This window comes from Streptomyces sp. NPDC127197 (genome assembly GCF_042672405.1).
In the GTDB taxonomy this organism is placed as follows: Bacteria; Actinomycetota; Actinomycetes; order Streptomycetales; family Streptomycetaceae; genus Streptomyces; species Streptomyces flavusporus.
This window is the reverse complement of the sequence record NZ_JBHXVG010000001.1, coordinates 104,788-127,001: the sequence shown is the minus strand read 5'-3', so window position 1 is coordinate 127,001 and position 22,214 is coordinate 104,788. Positions and strand designations below refer to the sequence as shown.

Genomic DNA, 22,214 nt, shown 5'->3' with positions numbered 1-22,214 from the left:
GGGGGTGGTGCCGGTGGAGCAGGCGGGCGTCGGGACCGACGCGGAACTGCACCGGCGGCTGGTGTACGGCGACGAGTCCGCGCTGGCCGAGGTGTACACGGCGTACGGCGGGCTGGTGCGGCGCGTCGCCGTGCGGGTGACGCGCAGCGCGGCCGCCGCGGAGGACGTGGCGCAGGAGGTCTTCGCCCAGCTGTGGAGCAGGCCGTACGCCTTCGACCCGCACCGCGGCTCACTGCGCACCTGGCTGTCCCTGCTCGCCCACCGGCGGGCCGTGGACTGGGTGCGCAGCGAGGCCCGGCACCGCAAGGACGCCCGCGCCGACGACTCCGCGCTGCACGCCATCCCGGAGCCCGGTCCCGGCCCCGACGAGACGGTCGTGGACCGGGAACGCTCCTTGCTGCTGCACTCCGCCCTCGCCGAACTCCCGCAGCCGCAACGGGAGGTGGTGCACCTGGCCTACTTCGCCGGCCGCACCTACCGGCAGGCGGCCGTGGAACTCGGCATCCCCGAGGGCACCGCCAAGACCCGCCTGCGCACCGCCCTGCGCACCCTGGCCGAATCCCTGGCCGACCCGCCGGACCCGGCCCTCGAAAGGGGCGCATGATGGCAGCAGTGGAAGGAGGCACACGGTGACCACCGATCACGACGTCGTACGGGAACTCCTGGCCGCCTGGGCCTTCGGCGCCCTGGAACCGGCCGACGAGAAGACGATCCCACCCCACCTCGCCACCTGCGAGACATGCGCCAGGGAGGCGGAACGGCTGAGGGCAGTGGTACGGATGCTGGAAGGGCCGGCGCCGGCCGCGTCTGCGTCGGACGGGTCGCCGTCCGAGGCGCGGCCCCCGGCATCGGCCCCGCTCGAGGGGCCCTCCTCCGCCGTCCTGTCCCGTGCCCTTCGCCACCGTGCCGCCGTCCCCGCCGTCGCCCCGCATGCCGCCCCCTACGCCGCTGCCGTCTCCGGACTGAAGGCGCTGCTGTCCGAGGCGGACGGCCGGTGGGGTACGCCGGTCGTGCACGACTGGGACGTGCACGCGACCGTGGCCCACCTGCTCGCCGCCGACGAACCGCTCGCGACGGAGCTCGGGGTCGACACCGGCCGGCCGCCCTCCGGGATCGAGGAGGGCACGCCCTGGGACGCCGCCTGGAACCGGCGTACCGCCGAGGTGATCGCCCATGAGCGCGGGCGCCCGCCCGGGGAGACCGTCGCTGCCTGGTCCGCGCAGGCGGCCGCCCTGCTCAGCGCACCCGAGGCCCGCGATGCGCAGCCGGCCGCCCGTGCGGTGACACTGATGGGGCTGCGGCTGCCGGTCACCGACCACTTCCTCGTGCGCGCCTTCGAGACCTGGATCCACACCGACGACATCGGCCGCGCCCTGGGCCTGGCCGTCCCGCCGCCGCCCGAGGAACACCTGCGGCACCTGATCCGGCTCGCGGTGCGCATCCTCGGCGCGGCCCTCGGGCCCACCGCACCGCCCGTCCTCTTCTCCGTGACCGGCGGCCCGGAATGGGTGCTGGGCTCCGACGCCGAACCCGTACGCGCCGAACTCGCCCTGGATCCGGTCGACTTCTGCCTGCTGGTCGGCGGACGGTACCCGCCGCAGGAGGTCCCGCGCGGAGCGGCCGGCGACGAGTCGGCCGTACGGAACGTACTGGAGCGCGCGGCGTCGCTGGCGTGGTTGTAGACGGCAATGCAACGAGTCGGGGGCCCCCCCGGGGGGGGCCCCCCCCCACCCGTTTCATATCTCAACGAATTCCGCCGCCTCATTCCCAAGTGGATTATTTTTCAACCTAAAGGGACAGATCACCCCAAACGCACTCCTACTAGATAACGCGGTTGACGTGAACAGGTGAGCGACTTTAAACTCATCGAGTCGCTCGGTTCCCTGACCAGGAACCTTATGGGCGATCCTTTTCACGGGGGACGACTAATTGAAGAGCTTGCAATCATGCCCGGCTTTCTGTCGGCCCCCTTTCATTTCTCGGCAACTGCCGAGTTCCAGACAGGGGATGATTCTTCATGCAGAAGAGTCGAATTCTTGCCGTCACGGCGGCTGTATTCGCATCAATCGCAACTTCCGCAGTCGGCTTCGCGACGCCGGCCGCCGCTGACGGTGGTGACGGCACGTGCCACAAGACCGATCTGTGCGTCTACCGCCTCTATGATCGCCACAAGGCCGACGGCTACTACGACCTGGGGTCCCCTGACAAGGACTTCAGCAACGGCCCCAAGTGGTTCAGCCACAGCGGCAACATCAACGACGCCATTTCGTCGTACACGGCTGGAACCGGGACGTCCTGTGACGGCTACAGCCTCTTCTGGGACAAGGACTTCCACGGACCGAAGTTCAACCTCCCCAAGGGCTGGGGCGGCAACATCGCAGGCGCATACGCGAGGTTCAACGACGAGATGTCCTCCTACTCGAAGTACGGCTGCCCGTAAACAAAAGTAAGTGATCGAATGGCCGACCTTCTGCGTCGGCCATTCGGCTTTTAGGGGGAAAAGGAAATGCGCAAGACGATGTTTCTCGCCTCGGTCGCCCTGCTCGCACTGAGCGGCTGCGCGTCCGGCGAGCTTCCTGAAACCATGGCGGCGCCTACACCGAAGCATCTGGACGCGACCCGGATAAAAACTCCACTGGACTCTTTTCTTCCCTCGCAGCATGATGCCCTGACTCTTCACCAGGCGGAAGCGAGGCTGATAAATAAGTGCCTGAGTGACTTGGGCTACACCAAGAACCCCATGCCCGAACCGGAGTCGGCTCAGCAGCAGCACCGTCATTCCGAGTTCATCGTCTTTCCCCTGAGCCAAGCGGAGCAGCATGGCTACAACCCTCCGGAGTCCGCAACTCCGAAGGGCGGCACGTGGGATGACCGCGCCTCCACAACGCAGCAGGAGCTCATGGAAGGGAAGCTGCGGCGATACAAGGGTAAGGGGGTGCCCGAAGGAGGCTGTGCCCGCGTGGCAGCCGACCGGATCACCGAGGGAACGAACATCCCGGAGAAGATCACGGGAGGGGGCGTCGTACTCGACCGGCGTGAGCTCGCCAGCCCGACCGGCCTCAGCGAGGCGCATGTCGAGGTGCTGCGGCTGGAGGCCATCTTCAAAACGCGGGAGGACCCCAGGATTTCCCGGTTGACTGCCGACTGGTCCTCTTGTATGTCCAAGAAGGGACACCAGTACAGGTCTCCCGAGGACGCAGCGAACGACGATCGATGGTCCGGCGACAAGGTCAGCCAACTCGAGAAGACGACTGCTGTTGCGGACATGGAATGCAAGCAACAGGTCAACTACCTGGGTGTGATGGTCTCTGTGCAGTCGGGCTACGAGCTGGAGGTCATGAAGCAGCGCAAGAGCGAGTTGGCCACGTTGCGTTCCAACGCGAAAGCGTGGTCCCGCAACGCGGCCCAGGTGATCGCTCAGCCCAAGTGATCGCTCGAAAAACACCACCGGGGACACCCGCAAAGGGCGTCCCCGGTGGGATCGTTCAAGTCAGCGAACTCAGACGAGCTCGGTGACGGTGCCGCCGGCGGCGGTGATCTTCTCCTTGGCGGAGCCGGAGACGGCGTCGACCGTCACCTGCAGCGCCACGGAGATCTCGCCCTGGCCGAGGACCTTGACGAGGCTGTTCTTGCGAACGGCACCCTTGGCCACGAGGCCCTCGACGGTGACCTCGCCACCCTCGGGGTACAGCGCGGCCAGCTTGTCGAGGTTCACGACCTGGTACTCGGTCTTGAACGGGTTCTTGAAGCCCTTCAGCTTCGGGAGGCGCATGTGCAGCGGCATCTGGCCGCCCTCGAAGCGCTCCGGAACCTGGTAGCGGGCCTTGGTGCCCTTGGTACCACGACCGGCCGTCTTACCCTTCGACGCCTCACCACGACCGACACGGGTCTTGGCGGTCTTGGCGCCCGGGGCGGGACGGAGGTTGTGGATCTTCAGCGGGTTCTGCTCCGCCATGATCAGTCGACCTCCTCGACCGTCACGAGGTGGCGGACGGTGTGCACCATGCCGCGGAACTCGGGGCGGTCCTCCTTGACGACCACGGTGTTGATCCCCTTGAGACCAAGCGACCGCAGGGTGTCACGGTGGTTCTGCTTGCTGCCGATGTAGGACTTGACCTGCGTGATCTTGAGCTGCGCCATGATTACGCACCCGCCCCGGCACGCGCACGCAGCAGGGCCGCGGGAGCGACGTCCTCGAGCGGCAGACCACGGCGGGCCGCGATCTCCTCGGGACGCTGCAGGCCCTTCAGGGCCTCCACGGTCGCGTGCACGATGTTGATCGCGTTGTCGGAGCCGAGCGACTTCGACAGCACGTCGTGGATACCGGCGCACTCGAGCACGGCACGCACCGGACCACCGGCGATAACACCGGTACCCGGGGACGCGGGCTTGAGCAGCACGACGCCGGCAGCCTTCTCACCCTGGATGGGGTGCGGGATGGTGCCCTGGATCCGGGGGACCTTGAAGAAGTGCTTCTTGGCCTCCTCAACGCCCTTGGCGATGGCGGCCGGCACCTCCTTGGCCTTGCCGTATCCGACACCCACGGTGCCGTCACCGTCGCCCACCACGACCAGCGCGGTGAAGCTGAAGCGACGACCACCCTTCACAACCTTGGCGACGCGGTTGATCGCGACAACGCGCTCAACGTACGCGGTCTTCTCGGCGGCAGCTGCGCCGCCGTCACGGCCCTTCCGGTCCCGCCGCTCGCCGCCACCGGCACCGCCACCGCGGCGCTGGGGTCCAGCCATTGGAATTACCTCTCTCTGTTTCCGCTAGCTACGGAACCGGCTCAGAACTTCAGGCCGGCTTCGCGGGCGGCGTCCGCCAGAGCGGCGATGCGCCCGGCGTACTGGTTGCCACCACGGTCGAACACGACAGCCTCGACGCCGGCGGCCTTGGCACGCTCGGCGACCAGGGCGCCGACCTGCTTGGCCTGCGCGGACTTGTCACCCTCGGCACCGCGGATCGAGGTGTCCAGGGTGGACGCCGACGCCAGGGTGTGCCCCTGGATGTCGTCGATCACCTGGGCCACGATGTGGCGGTTCGAGCGGGTCACCACGAGACGGGGACGCTCCGCCGTACCGTTGATCCGCTTGCGGATCCGGATGTGACGGCGCTTGATCGCGGCGCGCTTGTAGGCGTCGCCCTTGAGGATCTTCTGTCCGTATGCCATGGCTTACTTACCCGCCTTTCCGACCTTGCGGCGGATGACTTCGCCCTCGTACTTGACGCCCTTGGCCTTGTACGGGTCGGGCTTGCGCAGCTTGCGGATGTTGGCCGCAACCTCGCCGACCTTCTGCTTGTCGATGCCCTCGACCGAGAAACGGGTCGGGGTCTCCACCTTGAAGGTGATGCCCTCGGGGGCCTCGACCAGGATCGGGTGGCTGTAGCCGAGCGCGAACTCCAGGTTCGAGCCCTTGGCGGTCACTCGGTAACCGACACCGCTGATCTCGAGCTTCTTCACGTAACCCTGGGTCACGCCGGTGATCATGTTCGCCACCAGCGTGCGGGACAGGCCGTGCAGGGCCTTGTTCTGACGCTCGTCGTTGGGGCGGGTGACGTTCAGGACGCCTTCCTCACCCTTGACGATCTCGATCGGCGCGGCGACGGTGTGGGTCAGCTCGCCCTTGGGGCCCTTGACCGAGACCGTGCGGCCATCGATGGTGACGTCCACGCCGGCGGGAACCGCGATGGGGAGCTTGCCGATGCGCGACATAGCTGTTTCCTCCGTTCCCTTCCGTTACCAGACGTAGGCGAGAACTTCTCCGCCTACGCCCTTCTTGCCGGCCTGCTTGTCGGTGAGGAGCCCGTGGGACGTGGAGATGATCGCCACGCCGAGGCCGCCGAGCACCTTCGGCAGGTTGGTGGACTTCGCGTACACCCGGAGACCGGGCTTGGAGATCCGCTTGATGCCCGCGATGGAGCGCTCACGGTTCGGGCCGAACTTCAGCTCGAGGACGAGGTTCTTGCCGACCTCGGCGTCCTCGACGCGCCAGCCCGTGATGAAGCCCTCCTGCTGGAGGATCTCCGCGATGTGCGACTTGATCTTCGAGTGCGGCATCGCCACGGTGTCGTGGTACGCCGAGTTCGCGTTCCGCAGACGCGTAAGCATGTCTGCGATCGGATCAGTCATGGTCATGAATTGGCCTTCGGCCTCTCTCGCCGGGGTTTCCTGGTGCGCCATCCCTCTCCCCGATCCGAGACGGGACGGGTGCGGCGCGGTGGACCTACGGCGTAGTAAGTCGTATGGGCGTCAGGCGCCCAACCCTCCAAGCCTAAGCCATGGAGAGGTGGGCACCTGACACTGCCCTTTACTTACCGAGAGCTTCCGGAATCCCTTATGTGGGGGATTACCAGGAGCTCTTGGTCACGCCCGGCAGCTCGCCACGGTGAGCCATCTCACGAAGGCACACGCGGCAGAGGCCGAACTTGCGGTACACGGAGTGCGGACGACCGCAGCGCTGGCAGCGGGTGTACGCGCGCACACCGAACTTGGGCTTGCGAGCAGCCTTAGCGATCAGAGCCTTCTTCGCCATCTCGCTCACGCCTCCTTGAACGGGAAGCCGAGGTGACGGAGAAGAGCACGGCCCTCTTCGTCGTTGGTCGCCGTGGTGACCACGGTGATGTCCATACCCCGGACGCGGTCGATCTTGTCCTGGTCGATCTCGTGGAACATGACCTGCTCCGTGAGACCGAAGGTGTAGTTGCCACGGCCGTCGAACTGCTTGGGGGACAGACCACGGAAGTCGCGGATGCGCGGCAGCGCGAGCGACAGGGTGCGGTCCAGGAACTCCCACATGCGGTCGCCACGGAGCGTGACATGGGCACCGATCGGCTGACCCTCACGCAGCTTGAACTGCGCGATGGACTTGCGGGCCTTGGTGACGGCCGGCTTCTGACCGGTGATCGTGGTGAGGTCGCGGATGGCGCCCTCGATCAGCTTGGAGTCGCGGGCGGCGTCGCCCACACCCATGTTGACCACGATCTTGACGAGGCCGGGAACCTGCATGACGTTCTCGTAGGAGAACTGCTCACGCAGCTTGCCCGCGATCTCCTCGCGGTACTTCGTCTTCAGACGCGGAGTGGTGGTGGTAGCCATCAGATGTCCTCACCCGTCCGCTTGGCAACGCGGATCTTGTTGCCCTCTTCGTCGAAGCGGTAACCGACGCGGGTCACGACCTTCTTGCCGTCCTTCTCAACGACCAGCTGGACGTTGGAGACGTGGATCGGCGCCTCGGTCGTGACGATGCCACCGGCCTGCGAACCGCGAGCCGTGGGACCGGCCTTGGTGTGCTTCTTGACCCGGTTGACACCCTCGACCAGGACACGCTCGTCGCGCGGGTAAGCGGCAATGACCTTGCCCTGCTTGCCCTTGTCCTTGCCGGTGATGACCTGGACCAGGTCGCCCTTCTTGATCTTCATGCTTACAGCACCTCCGGCGCGAGCGAGATGATCTTCATGAACTTCTTCTCGCGCAGCTCACGGCCGACCGGGCCGAAGATACGGGTGCCGCGAGGGTCACCGTCGCCCTTGAGGATGACGGCGGCGTTCTCGTCGAAGCGGATGTACGAGCCGTCCTGGCGGCGGCGCTCCTTGACGGTGCGAACGATGACCGCCTTGACGACGTCACCCTTCTTCACGTTGCCACCGGGGATCGCGTCCTTGACGGTGGCGACGATGACGTCACCGATGCCCGCGTAGCGGCGACCGGAGCCACCGAGCACACGGATGCAAAGGATCTCCTTCGCACCAGTGTTGTCGGCGACACGCAGTCGCGACTCCTGCTGGATCACGTCTATCTCCTGTTTGTCTGCCGGTTCCCCAACCGGGCTGATTGCTCAGCCCGGTTGGAGCCTGGCGGAACTGTCCTGCGGGGTTTGCCCCGCAGGAATTACTTGGCCTTCTCGAGGATCTCGACGACGCGCCAGCGCTTCGTCGCGGACAGCGGCCGGGTCTCCATGAGGAGGACGCGGTCGCCGACACCCGCGGCGTTCTGCTCGTCGTGCGCCTTGAGCTTGTTGGTACGGCGGATGACCTTGCCGTACAGCGCGTGCTTGACGCGGTCCTCGACGGCGACGACGACGGTCTTGTCCATCTTGTCGCTGACGACAAGGCCCTCACGGGTCTTGCGGAATCCGCGCGCCTCGGTGTTGTTCTCAGTCACGTTGCTCTCGCTCATCAGGCGCTCTCCACCGTCTCGATGCCGAGCTCGCGCTCACGCATCAGGGTGTAGATCCGGGCGATGTCCTTACGGACCGCCTTCAGACGGCCGTGGTTCTCGAGCTGACCGGTCGCCGCCTGGAAGCGGAGGTTGAACAGCTCTTCCTTGGCCTCGCGAAGCTTCGCCAGAAGCTCCTCGTTGCCCAGCTCGCGCAGCTCGGACGCCTTGGTACCGGCCGACATCACGCTTCACCTGCCTCGCGCTTGACGATCCGGCACTTCATCGGCAGCTTGTGGGCCGCACGGGTCAGCGCCTCACGGGCGATCTTCTCGTTGGGGTACGACAGCTCGAACATCACGCGTCCGGGCTTGACGTTGGCCACCCACCACTCGGGAGAACCCTTACCGGAACCCATGCGGGTCTCGGCCGGCTTCTTGGTGAGCGGGCGGTCCGGGTAGATGTTGATCCAGACCTTGCCGCCACGCTTGATGTGACGGGTCATGGCGATACGAGCGGCCTCGATCTGGCGGTTCGTCACGTACGCCGGGGTCAGCGCCTGGATGCCGTACTCGCCGAACGCAACCTGCGTTCCACCCTTGGACATACCACTGCGCTTCGGGTGGTGCTGCTTGCGGTGCTTGACCCTACGGGGGATCAGCATGTCGGTCAGGCCTCCGTTCCGGTGCTCTCAGCCGGAGCGGCAGGGGCCTCGGCCTTGGGGGCCTCGGCGCCGGCAGCCTGCTGCGGCTTGCGACCGCGCCGCTCGCCACCGCGGCCACCACGGGCCGGGCGGTCGGCGCCACCGCGGGCCGGGCGGTTACCCGCACGGGCGGCAGCGTTCTCGGCGCGGACCTCGGCGATGTTCTTGACGTCGCCCTTGTAGATCCAGACCTTCACACCGATGCGGCCGAAGGTCGTCTTGGCCTCGAAGAAGCCATAGTCCACGTTCGCGCGGAGCGTGTGCAGGGGCACACGGCCCTCGCGGTAGAACTCCGAGCGGGACATCTCGGCGCCGCCGAGGCGGCCACCGCACTGGATCTTGATGCCCTTGGCGCCCGCCTTCATCGCCGACTGCATGCTCTTGCGCATGGCGCGGCGGAAGGAGACGCGGGAGGACAGCTGCTCGGCGACGGCCTGGGCCACCAGCTGAGCGTCCGTCTCCGGGTTCTTGACCTCGAGGATGTTCAGCTGGACCTGCTTGCCGGTCAGCTTCTCCAGGTCACCGCGGATGCGGTCGGCCTCGGCGCCGCGGCGGCCGATGACGATGCCCGGACGCGCGGTGTGGATGTCGACGCGGACGCGGTCACGGGTGCGCTCGATCTCCACCTTGGAGATGCCGGCGCGCTCCATGCCGGACGTCATCATCCGACGGATGGCGACGTCTTCCTTGACGTAGTCCTTGTACAGCTTGTCGGCGTACCAACGCGACTTGAAGTCGGTGGTGACACCGAGCCGGAACCCGTGCGGGTTTACCTTCTGGCCCATTACCGGGTTCCTTCCTTGCTGCTGACGACCACAGTGATGTGGCTGGTCCGCTTGCGGATCCGGTAGGCACGGCCCTGGGCGCGCGGACGGAACCGCTTCAGGGTCGGGCCCTCGTCGACGTACGCCTCGGAAACGTAGAGGCTGTCGGCGTCGGTGTGGTCGTAGTTGTGCGCGGCGTTGGCGATGGCGCTGTCGAGCACCTTGCCGACCGGCACGGAAGCGGCCTGCGGAGCGAATCGCAGGACCGCCTGGGCCTCCGTGGCGTCCATGCCACGGATGAGGTCCACCACGCGGCGGGCCTTCATGGGCGTGACGCGGATGTACCGCGCCTGGGCCCTGGCTTCCATGGTTGTCCCTTCAGTTACTTACGTGTCTGAATGCGATCCGCTACTAGCGGCGCTTCGACTTCCGGTCTTCCTTGACGTGGCCCCGGAAGGTGCGGGTCGGCGAGAACTCGCCGAGCTTGTGGCCGACCATCGACTCGGTGACGAACACCGGGATGTGGGTCTTGCCGTTGTGCACCGCGAGCGTGTGGCCGAGCATGGCCGGCACGATCATGGAGCGACGGGACCAGGTCTTGATGACGTTCTTGGTACCGGCTTCGTTCTGAGCGTCCACCTTCTTCATCAGGTGGTCGTCGACGAAGGGTCCCTTCTTCAAGCTACGAGGCATCTCAACCCGTCCTTAGCGCTTCTTGTTCGTCTTGCGGCGGCGGACGATGTACTTGTTGCTCGCCTTCTTGGGAGAACGAGTACGGCCTTCCTTCTTGCCCCACGGGGAGACCGGGTGGCGGCCACCGGAGGTACGGCCCTCACCACCACCGTGCGGGTGGTCGACCGGGTTCATGACCACACCACGCACGGTCGGGCGAACGCCCAGCCAGCGCTTGCGGCCCGCCTTGCCCCAGTTGATGTTCGACTGCTCGGCGTTGCCGACCTCGCCGACGGTGGCGCGGCAGCGCACGTCGACCAGGCGGATCTCTCCGGACGGCATGCGGAGGTGGGCCATGGAGCCCTCCTTCGCGAGCAGCTGCACGGAGGCACCGGCGGAGCGGGCGAACTTGGCACCGCCACCGGGACGGAGCTCGATCGCGTGGATCGTGGTACCGACCGGGATGTTGCGGAGGGCCAGGTTGTTGCCCGGCTTGATGTCGGCCCCGGGACCGTTCTCGATGCGGTCGCCCTGCGTGAGGCCGCGCGGCGCGAGGATGTAGCGCTTCTCGCCGTCGGCGTAGTGCAGCAGCGCGATACGCGCGGTGCGGTTGGGGTCGTACTCGATGTGCGCGACCTTCGCCGGCACGCCGTCCTTGTCGTGACGACGGAAGTCGATCACGCGGAAGGCGCGCTTGTGTCCGCCACCCTGGTGGCGAACGGTCACACGACCGGAATTGTTACGGCCGCCCTTGCTGTGCAGGGGACGGACCAGCGACTTCTCCGGCGTGGACCGCGTGACCTCGACGAAGTCGGCGACGCTGGCGCCACGACGGCCAGGAGTCGTCGGCTTGTACTTGCGGATACCCATTTCTCAGTCCTCGTCCGATATCGGACGATCCGGACCTCCGTCAGGAGGTCGGACCGCCGAAGATGTCGATACGGTCGCCCTCGGCGAGGGTCACGATCGCGCGCTTGGTGGCGGCACGCTGGCCGAAGCCGGTGCGGGTCCGCTTGCGCTTGCCCTGGCGGTTGATCGTGTTGACCCCGGTGACCTTGACCGAGAAGACCGACTGGACGGCCTCCTTGATCTGGGTCTTGTTGGCCCGCGGGTCGACGACGAACGTGTACTTGTTCTCGTCGAGCAGCGCGTAGCTCTTCTCGGAGACAACCGGCTTGATCAGGACGTCACGGGGGTCCGTGTACGACTTGCTCAGCGGCGTCTCGACGGTGTTCTTGCCCTCGGCGGCGTGGCGACGCGCCTTGGCGACGCGAGCGGCCTTGGCGGCCTTGGCGGCCTTCGAGGCAATGGCGGGGTGACGGATAGCCATCAGGCCTCGCTCCCTTCGGTGTCATTGGCCTTCGGGCCCGACACGAAGGACTCGAAAGCGGCCTTGGTGAAGACCACGTCGTCCGAGACGAGAACGTCGTACGTGTTCAGCTGGCCCGGCTCCAGGATGTGGACCTGGGGCAGGTTGCGGGCGGACAGCCACGCGGCCTCGTCGGCGCGGTCGACGACCAGGAGCAGGTTCTTGCGCTCCGAGATCTTGCCGAACAGCGTCTTGGCGGCCTTCGTCGACGGCGTCTCGCCCTCGACGACGCCGGAGACGACGTGGATGCGGTTGTGGCGGGCCCGGTCGGTGAGGGCGTGGCGCAGGGCCGCGGCCTTCATCTTCTTCGGGGTCCGCTGCGAGTAGTCGCGCGGCACGGGACCGTGCACGACGCCACCACCGGCGAACTGCGGCGCGCGGGTCGAGCCCTGACGGGCGCGACCGGTGCCCTTCTGGCGGTACGGCTTCTTGCCACCGCCGCGGACCTCGCCACGGGTCTTGGTCTTGTGCGTGCCCTGACGGGCGGCAGCCAGCTGCGCGACGACGACCTGGTGGATCAGCGGGATGCTGACCTTCTCAACGCCGAAGATCTCCGCGGGGAGCTCGACGGAACCGGCCTTGTCGCCCGCCGGCGAAAGGATGTCAACAGTGCTCATCGGTTACCTCAGGCCCCCTTGGCCGCGGTGCGGACCAGGACGAGGCCGCCGTTCGGACCGGGAACCGCGCCCTTGATGAGCAGCAGACCCTTCTCCGCGTCAACGGCGTGGACGGTCAGGTTCTGGGTGGTGACCCGCTCGTTGCCCATACGACCCGCCATGCGGAGGCCCTTGAACACACGGCCCGGGGTGGCGCAGCCGCCGATGGAACCGGGCGAGCGGTGCTTGCGCTGGGTGCCGTGCCCGGCGCCGAGGCCACCGAAGTTGTGGCGCTTCATGACACCGGCGAAGCCCTTGCCCTTGCTCTTGCCGGTCACGTCGACCTTGACGCCGGCCTCGAACACCTCAGCGGTGATCTCCTGGCCGAGCGTGTACTCGGAGGCGTCCGCGGTGCGGATCTCGACGAGGTGACGACGAGGGGTGACGTCGGCCTTGGCGAAGTGGCCCTTGAGGGGCTTGTTCACCTTGCGCGGGTCGATCTCGCCGAAGGCGATCTGGACCGACTCGTAGCCGTCGGTGTCGTTCGTACGGACCTGGGTGACGACGTTCGGGCCGGCCTTGACGACGGTGACCGGAACAACACGGTTGTTCTCGTCCCACACCTGCGTCATGCCGAGCTTCTCGCCCAGGATGCCCTTGATCTGCTTAGCCATCTCTCAGATCACCGGCCTCAGAGCTTGATCTCGATGTCGACGCCGGCCGGGAGGTCGAGTCGCATCAGAGAGTCAACGGTCTTGGGGGTCGGGTCGAGGATGTCGATCAGGCGCTTGTGCGTGCGCATCTCGAAGTGCTCGCGCGAGTCCTTGTACTTGTGCGGCGACTTGATGACGCAGTACACGTTCTTCTCAGTGGGCAGCGGCACCGGGCCCGCGACCGACGCACCAGTGCGGGTCACCGTCTCGACGATCTTCTTCGCCGAGGAGTCGATGACCTCGTGGTCGTAGGCCTTGAGCCGGATGCGGATCTTCTGTCCCGCCATGGCTACTTCGTAGTCCTGTCTCTCGTAAACGCTCTGGAACCCGGTGTTCCAGCCCCTCTCCTCCGACCCACGCGGTCGGGCGTGTCGCACTCCCGCTGACACAGATGTCCTTCTTCAGGACTTCCCTGCTGGGGGAGCGCGGGCCCTTCCGGAACCGCAGGCCAGGGGCGAAAGCCCACCGGGTGCCTGGTCTGCACCCCGCTGACGCTTCCCGGAAGATTCCCGTACGTCCGCCCCTGATCAGGGACGACGAGTACTGTGGGACTCGCTTCCGGTCCTCCCGGCGGGAGGCGCGCAACATCGGCACTCGACCGAGCAACCCCGCTAGTCTGCCATACGGGGCATCGGGGGCGCCAATCGAGCGGAAGAGATTACCCCGGGGATGACGGAGATCAAACTTGCATCCCGGGGGTCACCCGCGGCGGGGAGCGTCCGCCGCACCCGTGCCGCTCCTGCCGCGGTGACGGCCTCCGCCTCCCACCCCGGCCGGCCCCTGCCGAGGACGACGACGGGCACGGGACAGCCGAGCACGCGGCGAGATGCCCGCCGTCATGCAGTGGACGGGCGGCGCGCTCCGTCCCGCGGCGGACGCGCTTGCGGAAAGGCTCGTTCAGCTCTGCCCCACTTTGTCCACCACCCCAACAGGCCTCATACACATAGTCGTTGACGGGTGACCACTTTCTCTTTACCTTGAGTCGGCCATTCATGATCATCCTTCGAACGAAAGGGTCCCCATGCGCCTCCGTGCCACCAAGGCCGTCCGAAGAAAGGCCGCCGTCACCATCACCGCCGCCGCGGCGCTCGTCGGCTTCACGGCCACCAATGCCTCGGCGAACTGGTCGAGCTACATCTCCAGCTGGACCGACGGTGACCGTTCCCGCGAGTGGACCGACTCCGGCACCTACAGCCAGGTCCAGTTCCGCAGCTGCTTCGCCCAGTACGGCACGACGGATCAGGTCGTCGTCAAGATGTGGAAGATCGACACCTGGACGCCCAACGACGACCTCGGCAACAAGACCTTCACCAACTGCTTCAACGGTTCCACCTCCTGGTCCAACGGCGAGTGGACCAATGTGCCCACCGGTGAGCACACGCTGCAGTTCGAGGCCGACAAGATCGCTCAGGGCGGCTCCTGCTGCCTGCTGAACGTCGCCGAGGTCTACGTCGACACCTCGATGGCCGACTGACGAACGGCCACACGCCCTGTTCCGCGGTGGTGCATGGAAGGACTGGTTCCATGCACCACCTGCTTTTGCCGGAGAGCACTACTTGAGAATACGGACCGTCTTCCGCACGTCTCCCGCGTTCATGTGCCTGCCGATCGCTCTCGGCGTCACTGTCCTGTACTACACACAGGAAGCGGCCGACCAGATCCACTACTTCCCCTACCCGTGGGCTCCGCTGCTCGTCCAGCGTCCGATCGAGTACATGGCCGCTCCCACCTACGCCATGGTCGCCGCGCTCGCAGCATGGTCCGCGGCCCGCGTACGTGAAGCGGGTACCTGGCAGCTCGCCGCCCACCGGCCCACCTGGCAGGTGATCGCCCAGGCTCTGGCTCCCGTGGTCACCGTGGGCTGGCTGATGTTCATCGCGTCAGTCGCCTGGGCTTTCATCGAACGCCCGACCTGGCCCACCCCGGCCAGCCTGGCCCCGCTGCTGCTCACCTGCGTCCTCACCGTCGCCTGGGCGGTGATCGGCTTCACCGTCGGCCATCACGTAAGGCCTCTGATCGCCGCCCCTGTGCTCGCCTGCGGGGTGTTCGTCCTCGTGGCCTATCCGCACGCCATGCAGCCCTTCTCCCTGCGGCACCTCTCCGGCGAGTACTTCGCCCACCTGGGCGTCGGCGAGTCCGCGACCTTCGAGTCCATCGCCGCCCAGATGATGCCGACGCTCGGCGTAGCCTGCGCTGTGGCCCTGGCGTGGGCCCGCTGGAAGCCGGTGCTGCGCGTCCTGGCCGCCGCCGCGCTGCTGGTCGCCCCCACCCTGGCCGGCTACAGCATCGTCAAGGACTGGGACTACAACCCCAGCCTCACCACCCACGTCGCCCTCGCGTGCCACGGCACCAAGCCCGAGGTGTGCCTGCCCGAGGCAGGGGCGCATGACCTGCCCGAGGTGCACGCCCAGGTCGCCAAGGCGTTCCGCGTGCTCACCACCTACGGCCTCACGGACTCCCTGCCCAGCCGGGTGGAGGACCAGATGGCCTACGGTCGCTTCACCCAGCGGAACACCGAGCAGACGGTCTACATGCAGCTCGGCATCGCTCACCACAAGGGCGTACTCGCCCGCTCGATCGTCACCGGCGCCGTGCGGTTCGGATGCGACGCGGACCCTCACCGCGCCCGCACGATCCACTTTTGGCTGGAGAAGAAGCTGGGCGACATCACCCCGTACGAGCGCATCACGGCCGAGGACCCCTATTACACGCGCGCCCAGTACGACCAGGCCGTCACCACCGCCGAGCGGGTCTCGACGCTGTCTGCGGACGAGCAGAAGCAGTGGTTCGCCAAGACCAGGACCTCGGCCTGTGAGGGGCGCCCGGCGTGATCTGGTGGCTCAAGGTACGCCTCGCCCCGACCGTGCTCGCGGCCGCGCTGGCCGGCTACACGCTCCTCCTGCTCACCGTGCGGGACGGGGAGGTGATCCTCCCGGCGATCAGCGTGAACGCGGGCAACACGGTGCCGCTGGCGTTCTTCCTGCCACTGATCGTCGCGGGTCCCCTTGCCCACTGCCTGGACTCCCGGCAGCCGTACGCCGAGCTCACCGGGATCCGCCGCACCGCCTGGCTGGACACCCTGCTGGCGGCCGCCTCGATGGCGGCAGTGCTGGCCGCGACGGGCCTGGTCTCCCTCGTCACCGAGGCGGAGGCCACGCTGCAGGCGGGGCGCAACACCCTCTTTCTGACCGGGCTCATGCTCATCGCTCGCGCGGTGCTCGGACGGGCCGGAATCGTCGTTCCGCTGGGCTGGGTCTTCGCCGTCATCCTGCTCGGCCGCCGCACCAGCAGCAGCTTCTACTCGTGGGCCGTCACTGCTCTGCCACCCGGCACCGGACACGCCACGGCGACGGCTGCCCTGTCGATCACCGCCGGCCTCGCAGCCACCTACATCACCGCGAGGAGACTTCCATGACCGTCCGCTTCAGCGACTGCACCTACCGCTACAAGCGCCGCAACCGGCCTGTGCTGGACCGCTTCACTTATCAGATCCCCGAAGGGGTGACCATCCTCCTCGGCCCCAACGGAGCGGGGAAGTCCACCACCCTCAAGCTGGCCACCTCCGTCCTCACACCTCAGAGCGGCCGCGTCACCTACGAGGGCATCGACTCCGGCGAGCGCGCGTACCGCCGCCATGTCTCCTGGATGCCGCAGCACATCACCGCGGCCCCCGGCCTGACCTGCCGTGAGCAGGTCGCCTACACCGGCTGGCTGAAGGGCATGAACCGCACCGACGCCTGGACCCGGGCGCGCGAGGCCCTGGCCCTGGTGAACATGGCCGAGAACGCCGGTAAGAAGGCCACCAGGCTCTCCGGCGGGCAGCTCCGCCGGCTCGGCGTCGCCGCGGCGCTCGTCCACGACTGCCGCGTCCTGCTCCTGGACGAGCCCACCGCCGGCATGGACCCCACCCAGCGCCGCGTCTTCCGCAACGTCATCGCCGCGGCAGCCGCCACGAAGGGGATACGGGTCCTGATGTCCACTCACGACGTCGCCGACCTCGCCGAGGACGCCGACCACGTCACCGTGCTCGCCGACGGCCGCATCCAATACGACGGCGGCACCACCGGCTTCCTCTCCCAGGCACCGCACGGCACCCCCACCGGACGCCTCGCGGAAGCCGCCTACACCCACTTCGTCCATTCCGTCTGACATGCACCGGGCCGCTCCGCGCCTTCGTCCTGGAACTGCCAGCGCTTGAGGTCGATCAGGGAGCCGTCCCGACGCAGCGTCCGGAGGTCCCCCGAAGCCAGGTCGCTCACGGGCTCGCCGACTGTGAGACGCCTTCCGCGACCTGGCCCACGGCGTCCAGAATTCCCTGTCCCAAGGCCGTCGGGGCGATCAGCACCCCGAACACCACCACGATGGCCACGGTCAGCCACTGGTCGGACCGGCTTCTTGCCTGCACACGTCGACGTACACGCAGGTAGATGATCACAGCCAGCAGAACCGCCACGTCGAGCGTCAGCACCATTCGGCCAGTCCTCCCGTCAGGTCCGTCAGGCGAGAACGTTCCTGCATTCCTGTGTAGCGGCAGCTACGCGACGCGTGGCTCGGATACCTGCAGTTGGCAGCAAAGTGCTTCTTTCCGGCTTGATCGCGCTGACGACGACGGCCGCGATCAGCGGGGACGACCGGGCGCGAGCGCGGCGCCGATCGTAATCCGCTCGCCCGCCGCCACCCCGCATTCCTACCCTGATCAGGTACGTCGGCTGTCACGGGGGAACGTTCATCATGCGTACGCACTATCCGCGGACCCGGCATCTGCCCTGGTCCCCCGGCGCGACCGCCGATGACCTCCGGGTCACCGACCTGTCCGGTCTGCGCGGCCGCGAGGTCGTCGTCACCGAGAAGCTCGACGGCGAGAACACCACCCTCTACGCCGACGGCCTGCACGCCCGTTCGCTCGACTCGGCCCACCATCCCTCCCGCACCTGGGTCAAGGCGCTCCAGGCGCGGATCGGCCACGCGATCCCCGAGGGCTGGCGGGTGTGCGGGGAGAACATGTACGCCCGGCACTCGATCGCGTACGACGACCTGGAGAGCTGGTTCTACGGGTTCTCGGTGTGGGACGGGAACGGCCGCTGCCTCGACTGGGACCGGACGGTGCACTTTCTGCGCGGGCTCGGCATCCCCGTACCGCGGGTGCTGTGGCGAGGCGTGTTCGACGAGCGGGCGCTGCGCGCTCTGCGGCTGGATCTCGGGCGGCAGGAGGGGTACGTCGTCCGGGCCGTGGACGGGTTCGGCGCGGAGGAGTTCGCGGAGCGCGTGGCCAAGTGGGTGCGGGCCGGGCATGTGCGGACGGATACGCACTGGATGCACGCGGCGGTCGTCGAGAACGGGCTCGGGCCCGGGACCGCGTTGTGGGCGGTGCGTTCCGGCGGGGCTGTCGACACGGCGGCTCTGGAGGAGGCCGTGGGGCTGCCCGGCGAGGGGGATCCGCGGGCCGTCGCCCGGTTCGATGCGGGAGGTCGGACCGGGGACGACCGGCTGGTCGGCATCCTGGCCGCGCTGCTGCACTCGGGCAGGCGAGGCCGGCTCGCGGCGCGGCTCGCCGGGGCGATCGGCATGCCGCTCGCGCGCCGGGCCGCCGATCTGGTCGGGCTGCACCCGGCGCTGCACCGGCCGTATCCGGACGAGGACCGGCGGGCCGGCCTGGTGCGACTGTCCTACGCCACCGACCTCGGTCTGCTGCACCAGGTCGCCCGGGCCACGGCGGACACGGACGAGGCACGCGAGCAGGTGGAGTGGTCGGCGCTGCACGCCGAGGACGTCGGCGGCCTGGACCAGAGCGCGTTGCGGGAGGCGTTCGCCGGGTTGCCGGCCGACGCTGCCGTCCGGTGCCGGGCCGAGGCGCGGGAGGCGTACGCACGGGGGCGGATCGGCGGCGTCGAGGAGGCCGTCGCCGCGACCTGGCGCTGGCGGTCCGGCGCCTTCCCCAAACTGATCCACATGGTCGGCCCGGCCGGCAGCGGCAAGAGCACCTTCGCCCGGGGGCTGCCGGGCGTGGATGCGTACGTCTCCCTGGACGACCTGCGCGAGGCGCGCGGTGCACGCGCCGACCAGCGGGCCAACGCGGACGTCCTGCGCGAGGGGCTCGACCGGCTGGACAGCGCCCTGGCCGCCGGAGGGACCGTGGTGTGGGACGCCACGTCCCTCAACAAGCAGCAGCGCTCGCTCGTGCACGCGGTCGCCCGTCGTCGCGACGCCCTGATCACCCACGCCGTGGTCCTGGTCGACGAGGAAGAGCTGATACGGCGCAACGCGCGGCGCGAGCACCCGGTGCCGCCCGAGGTGCTCAAGGCCCAGCTGCGCCGCTTCGGCCCGCCGTATCCCGGCGACGCGCATCGCACCTGGTACGTCGGGGCGAGCGGGACCATAGAGGAAGAGGTCTGAGGAACGGTGCGTACGAGCGAGAAGATCTATCACCGGGTGCGCTGGGACGCGCGTTTCGACCCGGCCCGCTTCGTGCTGGGCGTCCTGCAGCGCGGTGCCCCGCCCAAGCGGGTTCCGTTGCCCGCGTTCGTGCCCGGCGGTGAGATCCCCTGGCACCGGGTGCTGTTCTTCGAGGCCGACGGCGAGGTGGTGTGGGACCGGGCCACAGGGGTGGACCGGATCGACGCGACCGAGGCGGGGCGGGTGCGGGAGGCCCGGCTGCTCAGGGCGCCGTTCTTCACGGCCCGTACGCCGCACGCGTGGGACGGCGAGGAGTGGGTGCCCGCACGCTCGGCGCGCGGGGTCACCTCCGGCGTCGACGGTGTGCGGGTGCTGACCTGGAACACCCTCTGGGACCGGTACGACGCCGACCGCATCGACAGTGGCCGGCGCAGGCCGCTGCTGCTGCGGGCCCTGCGCGACGCCGACGTGGACGTGATCGCGCTGCAGGAGGTCGAGGCGGAACTCCTCGCCCTGCTGCTGCGCGAGCCGTGGGTGCGGACGGGCTGGACACTGGGAACCGACCCGTGGGGGCGGGACGTGGCCGAGTGCGGTCTGCTGCTCCTGAGCCGGTTGCCCGTCCGGGAGGCAGCGCACCACGATCTGGGCCCGCACAAGGCGGTGACCGCCCTTGTCGTGGAGGCGGGCCCGCGGCCTGTCGTCGTCGCGGCGACCCATCTGAGCAGCGACCACTCCGAGAACGGCGCCGGCCGGCGCGACGCCGAACTGGCCCGTCTCGCTGAGGGGTTGGCGGGCCTGGACGCCGACCTGCTCCTGCTGGGCGACTTCAACGACGGCGGTGACACCCCGCAGCTGACGCTGGGTCTGCGGGACGCGTGGAACGAGGCGCACGGCGCCCACGACACGACCCCGACCTTCGATCCGGGCACCAACCCGCTGGCCGCGGTCTCGTCCCTGACCGGCCGGGCCTCCCGACTGGACCGGGTGCTGCTGCGCGGGGAGGGCCTGCGGGTACGGCGGGCCGAGCTGTACGGGGACACGCCCACGGCGGAGGGGTTGTACATCTCCGACCACTACGGGGTCCGGGCCGAGGTGACGACGGACGTGCCGGAGGCCTCGGAGGCCGGCGCCCTCGACCGTCTCGACGTACGACCGACCCCCCGTACGGCACTGGCGTGGATCCCTCCCCGGGAGCTGTGGCCACCGCTGCAGGACATCCGCCGGGACCACGACCCGCAGATCCACCGCTGGCCTCCCCACGTGAACGTGCTCTTCGGATTCGTACCGGAACACGCCTTCGAGCAGGCGGCATCCGTCCTCGCGGCGGCCACCACGGCCCCCTTCGACGCCCGGCTGGAGGGCGTGCACTGGTTCGGCCACCGGGACTACGCGACGGTCTGGCTCGACCCCGCGGCCGCCGGCGAGGAACCGTGGGCCGAGCTGCACCGCACCCTCCTGCGCCACTTCCCCCGCTGCCGCGGCCGGCACGCGGGCTTCACCCCGCACCTGAGCCTGGGCCGCACCACCGACCCGAACGCCCTGGCCGCCGCCTGCCAAACCCGGCTCACCCCGATGCCGGTCAGGGTCGGCGAGCTGGCGCTGCTGTCACGACGCGGGGAGGAGCCGATGCGGGCGCGGGGGACGGTGGCGCTGGGGACGGGCGAGGTCCGCTGGACGGAGGAGACCGGGCCGTACGAGGCGGAGTACGGGGCCGAGTTCGCATCCGAGGCCGCCGTGTCCGACGACACCTCCACGGCCGACGGGATCACCCACCGCATCCGGGAAGCTCTCTCCGACGGCGTCGTGCACGTCGTCGGCTCCCGGCGTATGCGCTGCGCGCTGCTCGGCGCCGACCTGGACCTGGTGGCAGCACTGCCGGGCACCGCCGAACTCACCGGCGTACAGGCACAGTTGGCCACCGCGATCCCCGAGGCGACCGACGTGCGCGAGGTGGTCGGGGCTCGCGTGCCCGGCCTGCGGTTGCGGGTCGGCGGACTGGACGTGGACCTGGTCGTCGTCGCCACCGGTGCGATGGATCCCGCCGAGGCGGTGGATCGCCGGGCCGAGTTGGGCGAGGCGGCGGCGATCGCGCTCAGCGCCGTGAGCGACGCCGACGCGGTGCTCACCTCGGCAGGCGCTCACGGACCGGCCTTCGCCCGACTGGCGGTACAGGTCAAGGCCTGGGCGAAGGCCCGAGGTCTGGACTCGGCACCGTTCGGGGGCCTGCCGGGCCTGGCCTGGTCCGTCCTGGCGGCCCGCACCGCGAGCGAGGCCGGCGACCTGCCACCGGCCGAACTCCTCCGGCGCTTCTTCGCGACGTGGGCCGCGTGGGACTGGCGCGATCCGGTGGAACCGGCGGGCGAACGGGCCGAACATCCTGCCCTCCCCCTCACCATCACGACCCCCTCGGCCCCCGTACGCCCCTGCACGGAGCAGGTCACGGCGGGCATGCGCGACCTCATCACCCAAGAGCTGTTCCGCGCCTGGGAGTTGCTGGACGCGACCACGGACCCGTACCCCTGGGCCGAGCTCCTCGCTCCTCCCCCGCTCCACCGCCGCCACGCGGCCTGGGCGGTCGTGACGGTCGACTCGGTCGCGGACGAAGGCCGGGTACGAGGCAGAATGCGGGCCATCATCACCGACCTGTCGGCAACGGCCCCCGACTGCCACGCCTGGCCCCGCCCCTTCACCACGAACCCCACCCGCTACGCCATCGGCCTGGGCACCACTCCACCGTCCGCCGACCGCCTCACAGCCGTCGCGGCACACCGGCTGCGCGACCTGACGGGGGTCACGCTGACGAGGACCGAGGGCGGAGAGGTCCCGACCCTCCGCTGATCAGGCCG

Annotated in this window: 32 protein-coding genes; 10 read left to right on the top strand and 22 right to left on the bottom strand. The window is 68.6% G+C overall.

The annotated features are described in order from the left end of the window. The first annotated feature begins 4 nt into the window (after window positions 1-4). The 4 genes from ACFVJQ_RS00675 to ACFVJQ_RS00660 all read left to right on the top strand — a co-directional run bounded on the left by ACFVJQ_RS00675 (window position 5) and on the right by ACFVJQ_RS00660 (window position 3,430). On the top strand, window positions 5-604 hold the full coding sequence (locus ACFVJQ_RS00675; RefSeq protein ID WP_385509107.1) for an RNA polymerase sigma factor: 600 nt from the start codon (window positions 5-7) through the stop codon (window positions 602-604). A gap of 25 nt (window positions 605-629) precedes the next feature. After that, window positions 630-1,682, top strand: a complete 1,053-nt coding sequence (locus tag ACFVJQ_RS00670; RefSeq protein ID WP_385779855.1) for a maleylpyruvate isomerase family mycothiol-dependent enzyme — start codon at window positions 630-632, stop codon at window positions 1,680-1,682. 335 nt (window positions 1,683-2,017) lie between these two features. Further along, window positions 2,018-2,440, top strand: coding sequence for a hypothetical protein (locus ACFVJQ_RS00665; protein WP_385512411.1), 423 nt, complete (start codon window positions 2,018-2,020; stop codon window positions 2,438-2,440). Between the two features lie 66 nt (window positions 2,441-2,506). Further along, a complete protein-coding gene (locus tag ACFVJQ_RS00660; RefSeq protein WP_385779851.1) occupies window positions 2,507-3,430 on the top strand; it encodes a hypothetical protein in 924 nt (307 codons plus the stop codon). A gap of 69 nt (window positions 3,431-3,499) precedes the next feature. Here the strand turns inward: ACFVJQ_RS00660 and rplO are convergent, their stop codons facing one another. The 21 genes from rplO to rpsJ form a co-directional block, all read right to left on the bottom strand. Then, a complete protein-coding gene (rplO, locus tag ACFVJQ_RS00655; protein WP_014674382.1) occupies window positions 3,500-3,955 on the bottom strand; it encodes a 50S ribosomal protein L15 in 456 nt (151 codons plus the stop codon). Between the two features lie 2 nt (window positions 3,956-3,957). Further along, entirely contained in the window at window positions 3,958-4,140 is a 183-nt protein-coding gene (rpmD, locus tag ACFVJQ_RS00650) for a 50S ribosomal protein L30 (RefSeq protein ID WP_003998814.1), read from the bottom strand. 2 nt (window positions 4,141-4,142) lie between these two features. After that, window positions 4,143-4,748 (bottom strand): 30S ribosomal protein S5, encoded by a 606-nt coding sequence (gene rpsE, locus ACFVJQ_RS00645; protein ID WP_009190144.1) that lies wholly within the window; start codon window positions 4,746-4,748, stop codon window positions 4,143-4,145. A 41-nt stretch (window positions 4,749-4,789) separates the two neighbouring features. Beyond that, complete coding sequence (rplR, locus tag ACFVJQ_RS00640) at window positions 4,790-5,173, bottom strand: 50S ribosomal protein L18 (RefSeq protein WP_129799268.1); 384 nt, start codon at window positions 5,171-5,173, stop codon at window positions 4,790-4,792. 3 nt (window positions 5,174-5,176) lie between these two features. Then, entirely contained in the window at window positions 5,177-5,716 is a 540-nt protein-coding gene (rplF, locus tag ACFVJQ_RS00635) for a 50S ribosomal protein L6 (protein ID WP_385512415.1), read from the bottom strand. Between the two features lie 24 nt (window positions 5,717-5,740). Next, entirely contained in the window at window positions 5,741-6,139 is a 399-nt protein-coding gene (gene rpsH, locus ACFVJQ_RS00630; RefSeq protein ID WP_129799270.1) for a 30S ribosomal protein S8, read from the bottom strand. Between the two features lie 211 nt (window positions 6,140-6,350). Further along, a complete protein-coding gene (locus tag ACFVJQ_RS00625; RefSeq protein WP_003956452.1) occupies window positions 6,351-6,536 on the bottom strand; it encodes a type Z 30S ribosomal protein S14 in 186 nt (61 codons plus the stop codon). Window positions 6,537-6,541: 5 nt separating this feature from the next. Continuing rightward, the gene (rplE, locus tag ACFVJQ_RS00620) at window positions 6,542-7,099 is read right to left on the bottom strand and encodes a 50S ribosomal protein L5 (protein WP_004927250.1); all 558 of its coding nucleotides are present in this window, start codon (window positions 7,097-7,099) and stop codon (window positions 6,542-6,544) included. Next, a complete protein-coding gene (gene rplX, locus ACFVJQ_RS00615; RefSeq protein ID WP_129799271.1) occupies window positions 7,099-7,422 on the bottom strand; it encodes a 50S ribosomal protein L24 in 324 nt (107 codons plus the stop codon). Before rplX ends, rplE begins: the two co-directional genes overlap by 1 nt. A 2-nt stretch (window positions 7,423-7,424) precedes the next feature. After that, the gene (rplN, locus tag ACFVJQ_RS00610; RefSeq protein WP_129799272.1) at window positions 7,425-7,793 is read right to left on the bottom strand and encodes a 50S ribosomal protein L14; all 369 of its coding nucleotides are present in this window, start codon (window positions 7,791-7,793) and stop codon (window positions 7,425-7,427) included. A 98-nt stretch (window positions 7,794-7,891) separates the two neighbouring features. Further along, a complete protein-coding gene (rpsQ, locus tag ACFVJQ_RS00605) occupies window positions 7,892-8,179 on the bottom strand; it encodes a 30S ribosomal protein S17 (protein ID WP_282795992.1) in 288 nt (95 codons plus the stop codon). Further along, on the bottom strand, window positions 8,179-8,403 hold the full coding sequence (gene rpmC / locus ACFVJQ_RS00600; RefSeq protein ID WP_003974259.1) for a 50S ribosomal protein L29: 225 nt from the start codon (window positions 8,401-8,403) through the stop codon (window positions 8,179-8,181). Before rpmC ends, rpsQ begins: the two co-directional genes overlap by 1 nt. Further along, window positions 8,403-8,822: a 50S ribosomal protein L16 gene (rplP, locus tag ACFVJQ_RS00595; protein ID WP_093613754.1), complete on the bottom strand. Its 420-nt coding sequence runs from the start codon at window positions 8,820-8,822 to the stop codon at window positions 8,403-8,405. The genes rpmC and rplP overlap by 1 nt, the downstream gene beginning before the upstream one ends. A 5-nt stretch (window positions 8,823-8,827) precedes the next feature. Next, on the bottom strand, window positions 8,828-9,646 hold the full coding sequence (rpsC, locus tag ACFVJQ_RS00590) for a 30S ribosomal protein S3 (RefSeq protein WP_055706471.1): 819 nt from the start codon (window positions 9,644-9,646) through the stop codon (window positions 8,828-8,830). Further along, entirely contained in the window at window positions 9,646-9,993 is a 348-nt protein-coding gene (gene rplV / locus ACFVJQ_RS00585) for a 50S ribosomal protein L22 (protein ID WP_030174537.1), read from the bottom strand. Before rplV ends, rpsC begins: the two co-directional genes overlap by 1 nt. 43 nt (window positions 9,994-10,036) lie before the next feature. After that, window positions 10,037-10,318: a 30S ribosomal protein S19 gene (rpsS, locus tag ACFVJQ_RS00580; protein ID WP_030233885.1), complete on the bottom strand. Its 282-nt coding sequence runs from the start codon at window positions 10,316-10,318 to the stop codon at window positions 10,037-10,039. Window positions 10,319-10,330: 12 nt separating this feature from the next. Beyond that, the gene (gene rplB, locus ACFVJQ_RS00575; RefSeq protein WP_385512417.1) at window positions 10,331-11,167 is read right to left on the bottom strand and encodes a 50S ribosomal protein L2; all 837 of its coding nucleotides are present in this window, start codon (window positions 11,165-11,167) and stop codon (window positions 10,331-10,333) included. A 40-nt stretch (window positions 11,168-11,207) separates the two neighbouring features. Then, window positions 11,208-11,627 carry a 50S ribosomal protein L23 gene (rplW, locus tag ACFVJQ_RS00570; RefSeq protein WP_385512419.1) on the bottom strand — a complete coding sequence of 140 codons (420 nt, stop codon included), beginning with the start codon at window positions 11,625-11,627 and terminating at the stop codon, window positions 11,208-11,210. Continuing rightward, window positions 11,627-12,283, bottom strand: coding sequence for a 50S ribosomal protein L4 (rplD, locus tag ACFVJQ_RS00565; protein ID WP_385512421.1), 657 nt, complete (start codon window positions 12,281-12,283; stop codon window positions 11,627-11,629). The genes rplW and rplD overlap by 1 nt, the downstream gene beginning before the upstream one ends. Before the next feature lie 8 nt (window positions 12,284-12,291). Further along, window positions 12,292-12,936 (bottom strand): 50S ribosomal protein L3, encoded by a 645-nt coding sequence (rplC, locus tag ACFVJQ_RS00560; RefSeq protein ID WP_324789186.1) that lies wholly within the window; start codon window positions 12,934-12,936, stop codon window positions 12,292-12,294. 17 nt (window positions 12,937-12,953) lie between these two features. Continuing rightward, on the bottom strand, window positions 12,954-13,262 hold the full coding sequence (rpsJ, locus tag ACFVJQ_RS00555; protein ID WP_003948644.1) for a 30S ribosomal protein S10: 309 nt from the start codon (window positions 13,260-13,262) through the stop codon (window positions 12,954-12,956). 734 nt (window positions 13,263-13,996) lie between these two features. Here rpsJ and ACFVJQ_RS00550 point away from each other — a divergent pair. The 4 genes from ACFVJQ_RS00550 (at window position 13,997) to ACFVJQ_RS00535 (ending at window position 17,124) form a co-directional block, all read left to right on the top strand. Continuing rightward, the gene (locus ACFVJQ_RS00550; RefSeq protein ID WP_385512423.1) at window positions 13,997-14,449 is read left to right on the top strand and encodes a hypothetical protein; all 453 of its coding nucleotides are present in this window, start codon (window positions 13,997-13,999) and stop codon (window positions 14,447-14,449) included. An 82-nt stretch (window positions 14,450-14,531) separates the two neighbouring features. Then, window positions 14,532-15,806: a hypothetical protein gene (locus tag ACFVJQ_RS00545; RefSeq protein ID WP_385512425.1), complete on the top strand. Its 1,275-nt coding sequence runs from the start codon at window positions 14,532-14,534 to the stop codon at window positions 15,804-15,806. Then, window positions 15,803-16,390 carry a hypothetical protein gene (locus tag ACFVJQ_RS00540; protein WP_385512426.1) on the top strand — a complete coding sequence of 196 codons (588 nt, stop codon included), beginning with the start codon at window positions 15,803-15,805 and terminating at the stop codon, window positions 16,388-16,390. The genes ACFVJQ_RS00545 and ACFVJQ_RS00540 overlap by 4 nt, the downstream gene beginning before the upstream one ends. Further along, window positions 16,387-17,124 carry an ABC transporter ATP-binding protein gene (locus tag ACFVJQ_RS00535; protein ID WP_385512427.1) on the top strand — a complete coding sequence of 246 codons (738 nt, stop codon included), beginning with the start codon at window positions 16,387-16,389 and terminating at the stop codon, window positions 17,122-17,124. Before ACFVJQ_RS00540 ends, ACFVJQ_RS00535 begins: the two co-directional genes overlap by 4 nt. A 106-nt stretch (window positions 17,125-17,230) precedes the next feature. On the opposite strand, the gene ACFVJQ_RS00530 is transcribed toward ACFVJQ_RS00535, so the two are convergent. Beyond that, complete coding sequence (locus ACFVJQ_RS00530) at window positions 17,231-17,446, bottom strand: hypothetical protein (protein ID WP_385512429.1); 216 nt, start codon at window positions 17,444-17,446, stop codon at window positions 17,231-17,233. 260 nt (window positions 17,447-17,706) lie between these two features. Between ACFVJQ_RS00530 and ACFVJQ_RS00525 the strand changes: the two genes are divergently transcribed. Together ACFVJQ_RS00525 and ACFVJQ_RS00520 are read left to right on the top strand one after the other, a co-directional pair. Further along, window positions 17,707-19,368: an RNA ligase family protein gene (locus ACFVJQ_RS00525; RefSeq protein ID WP_385779838.1), complete on the top strand. Its 1,662-nt coding sequence runs from the start codon at window positions 17,707-17,709 to the stop codon at window positions 19,366-19,368. A 6-nt stretch (window positions 19,369-19,374) separates the two neighbouring features. After that, on the top strand, window positions 19,375-22,206 hold the full coding sequence (locus ACFVJQ_RS00520) for a poly(A) polymerase (RefSeq protein WP_385779836.1): 2,832 nt from the start codon (window positions 19,375-19,377) through the stop codon (window positions 22,204-22,206). The last annotated feature ends 8 nt before the right edge of the window (window positions 22,207-22,214 follow it).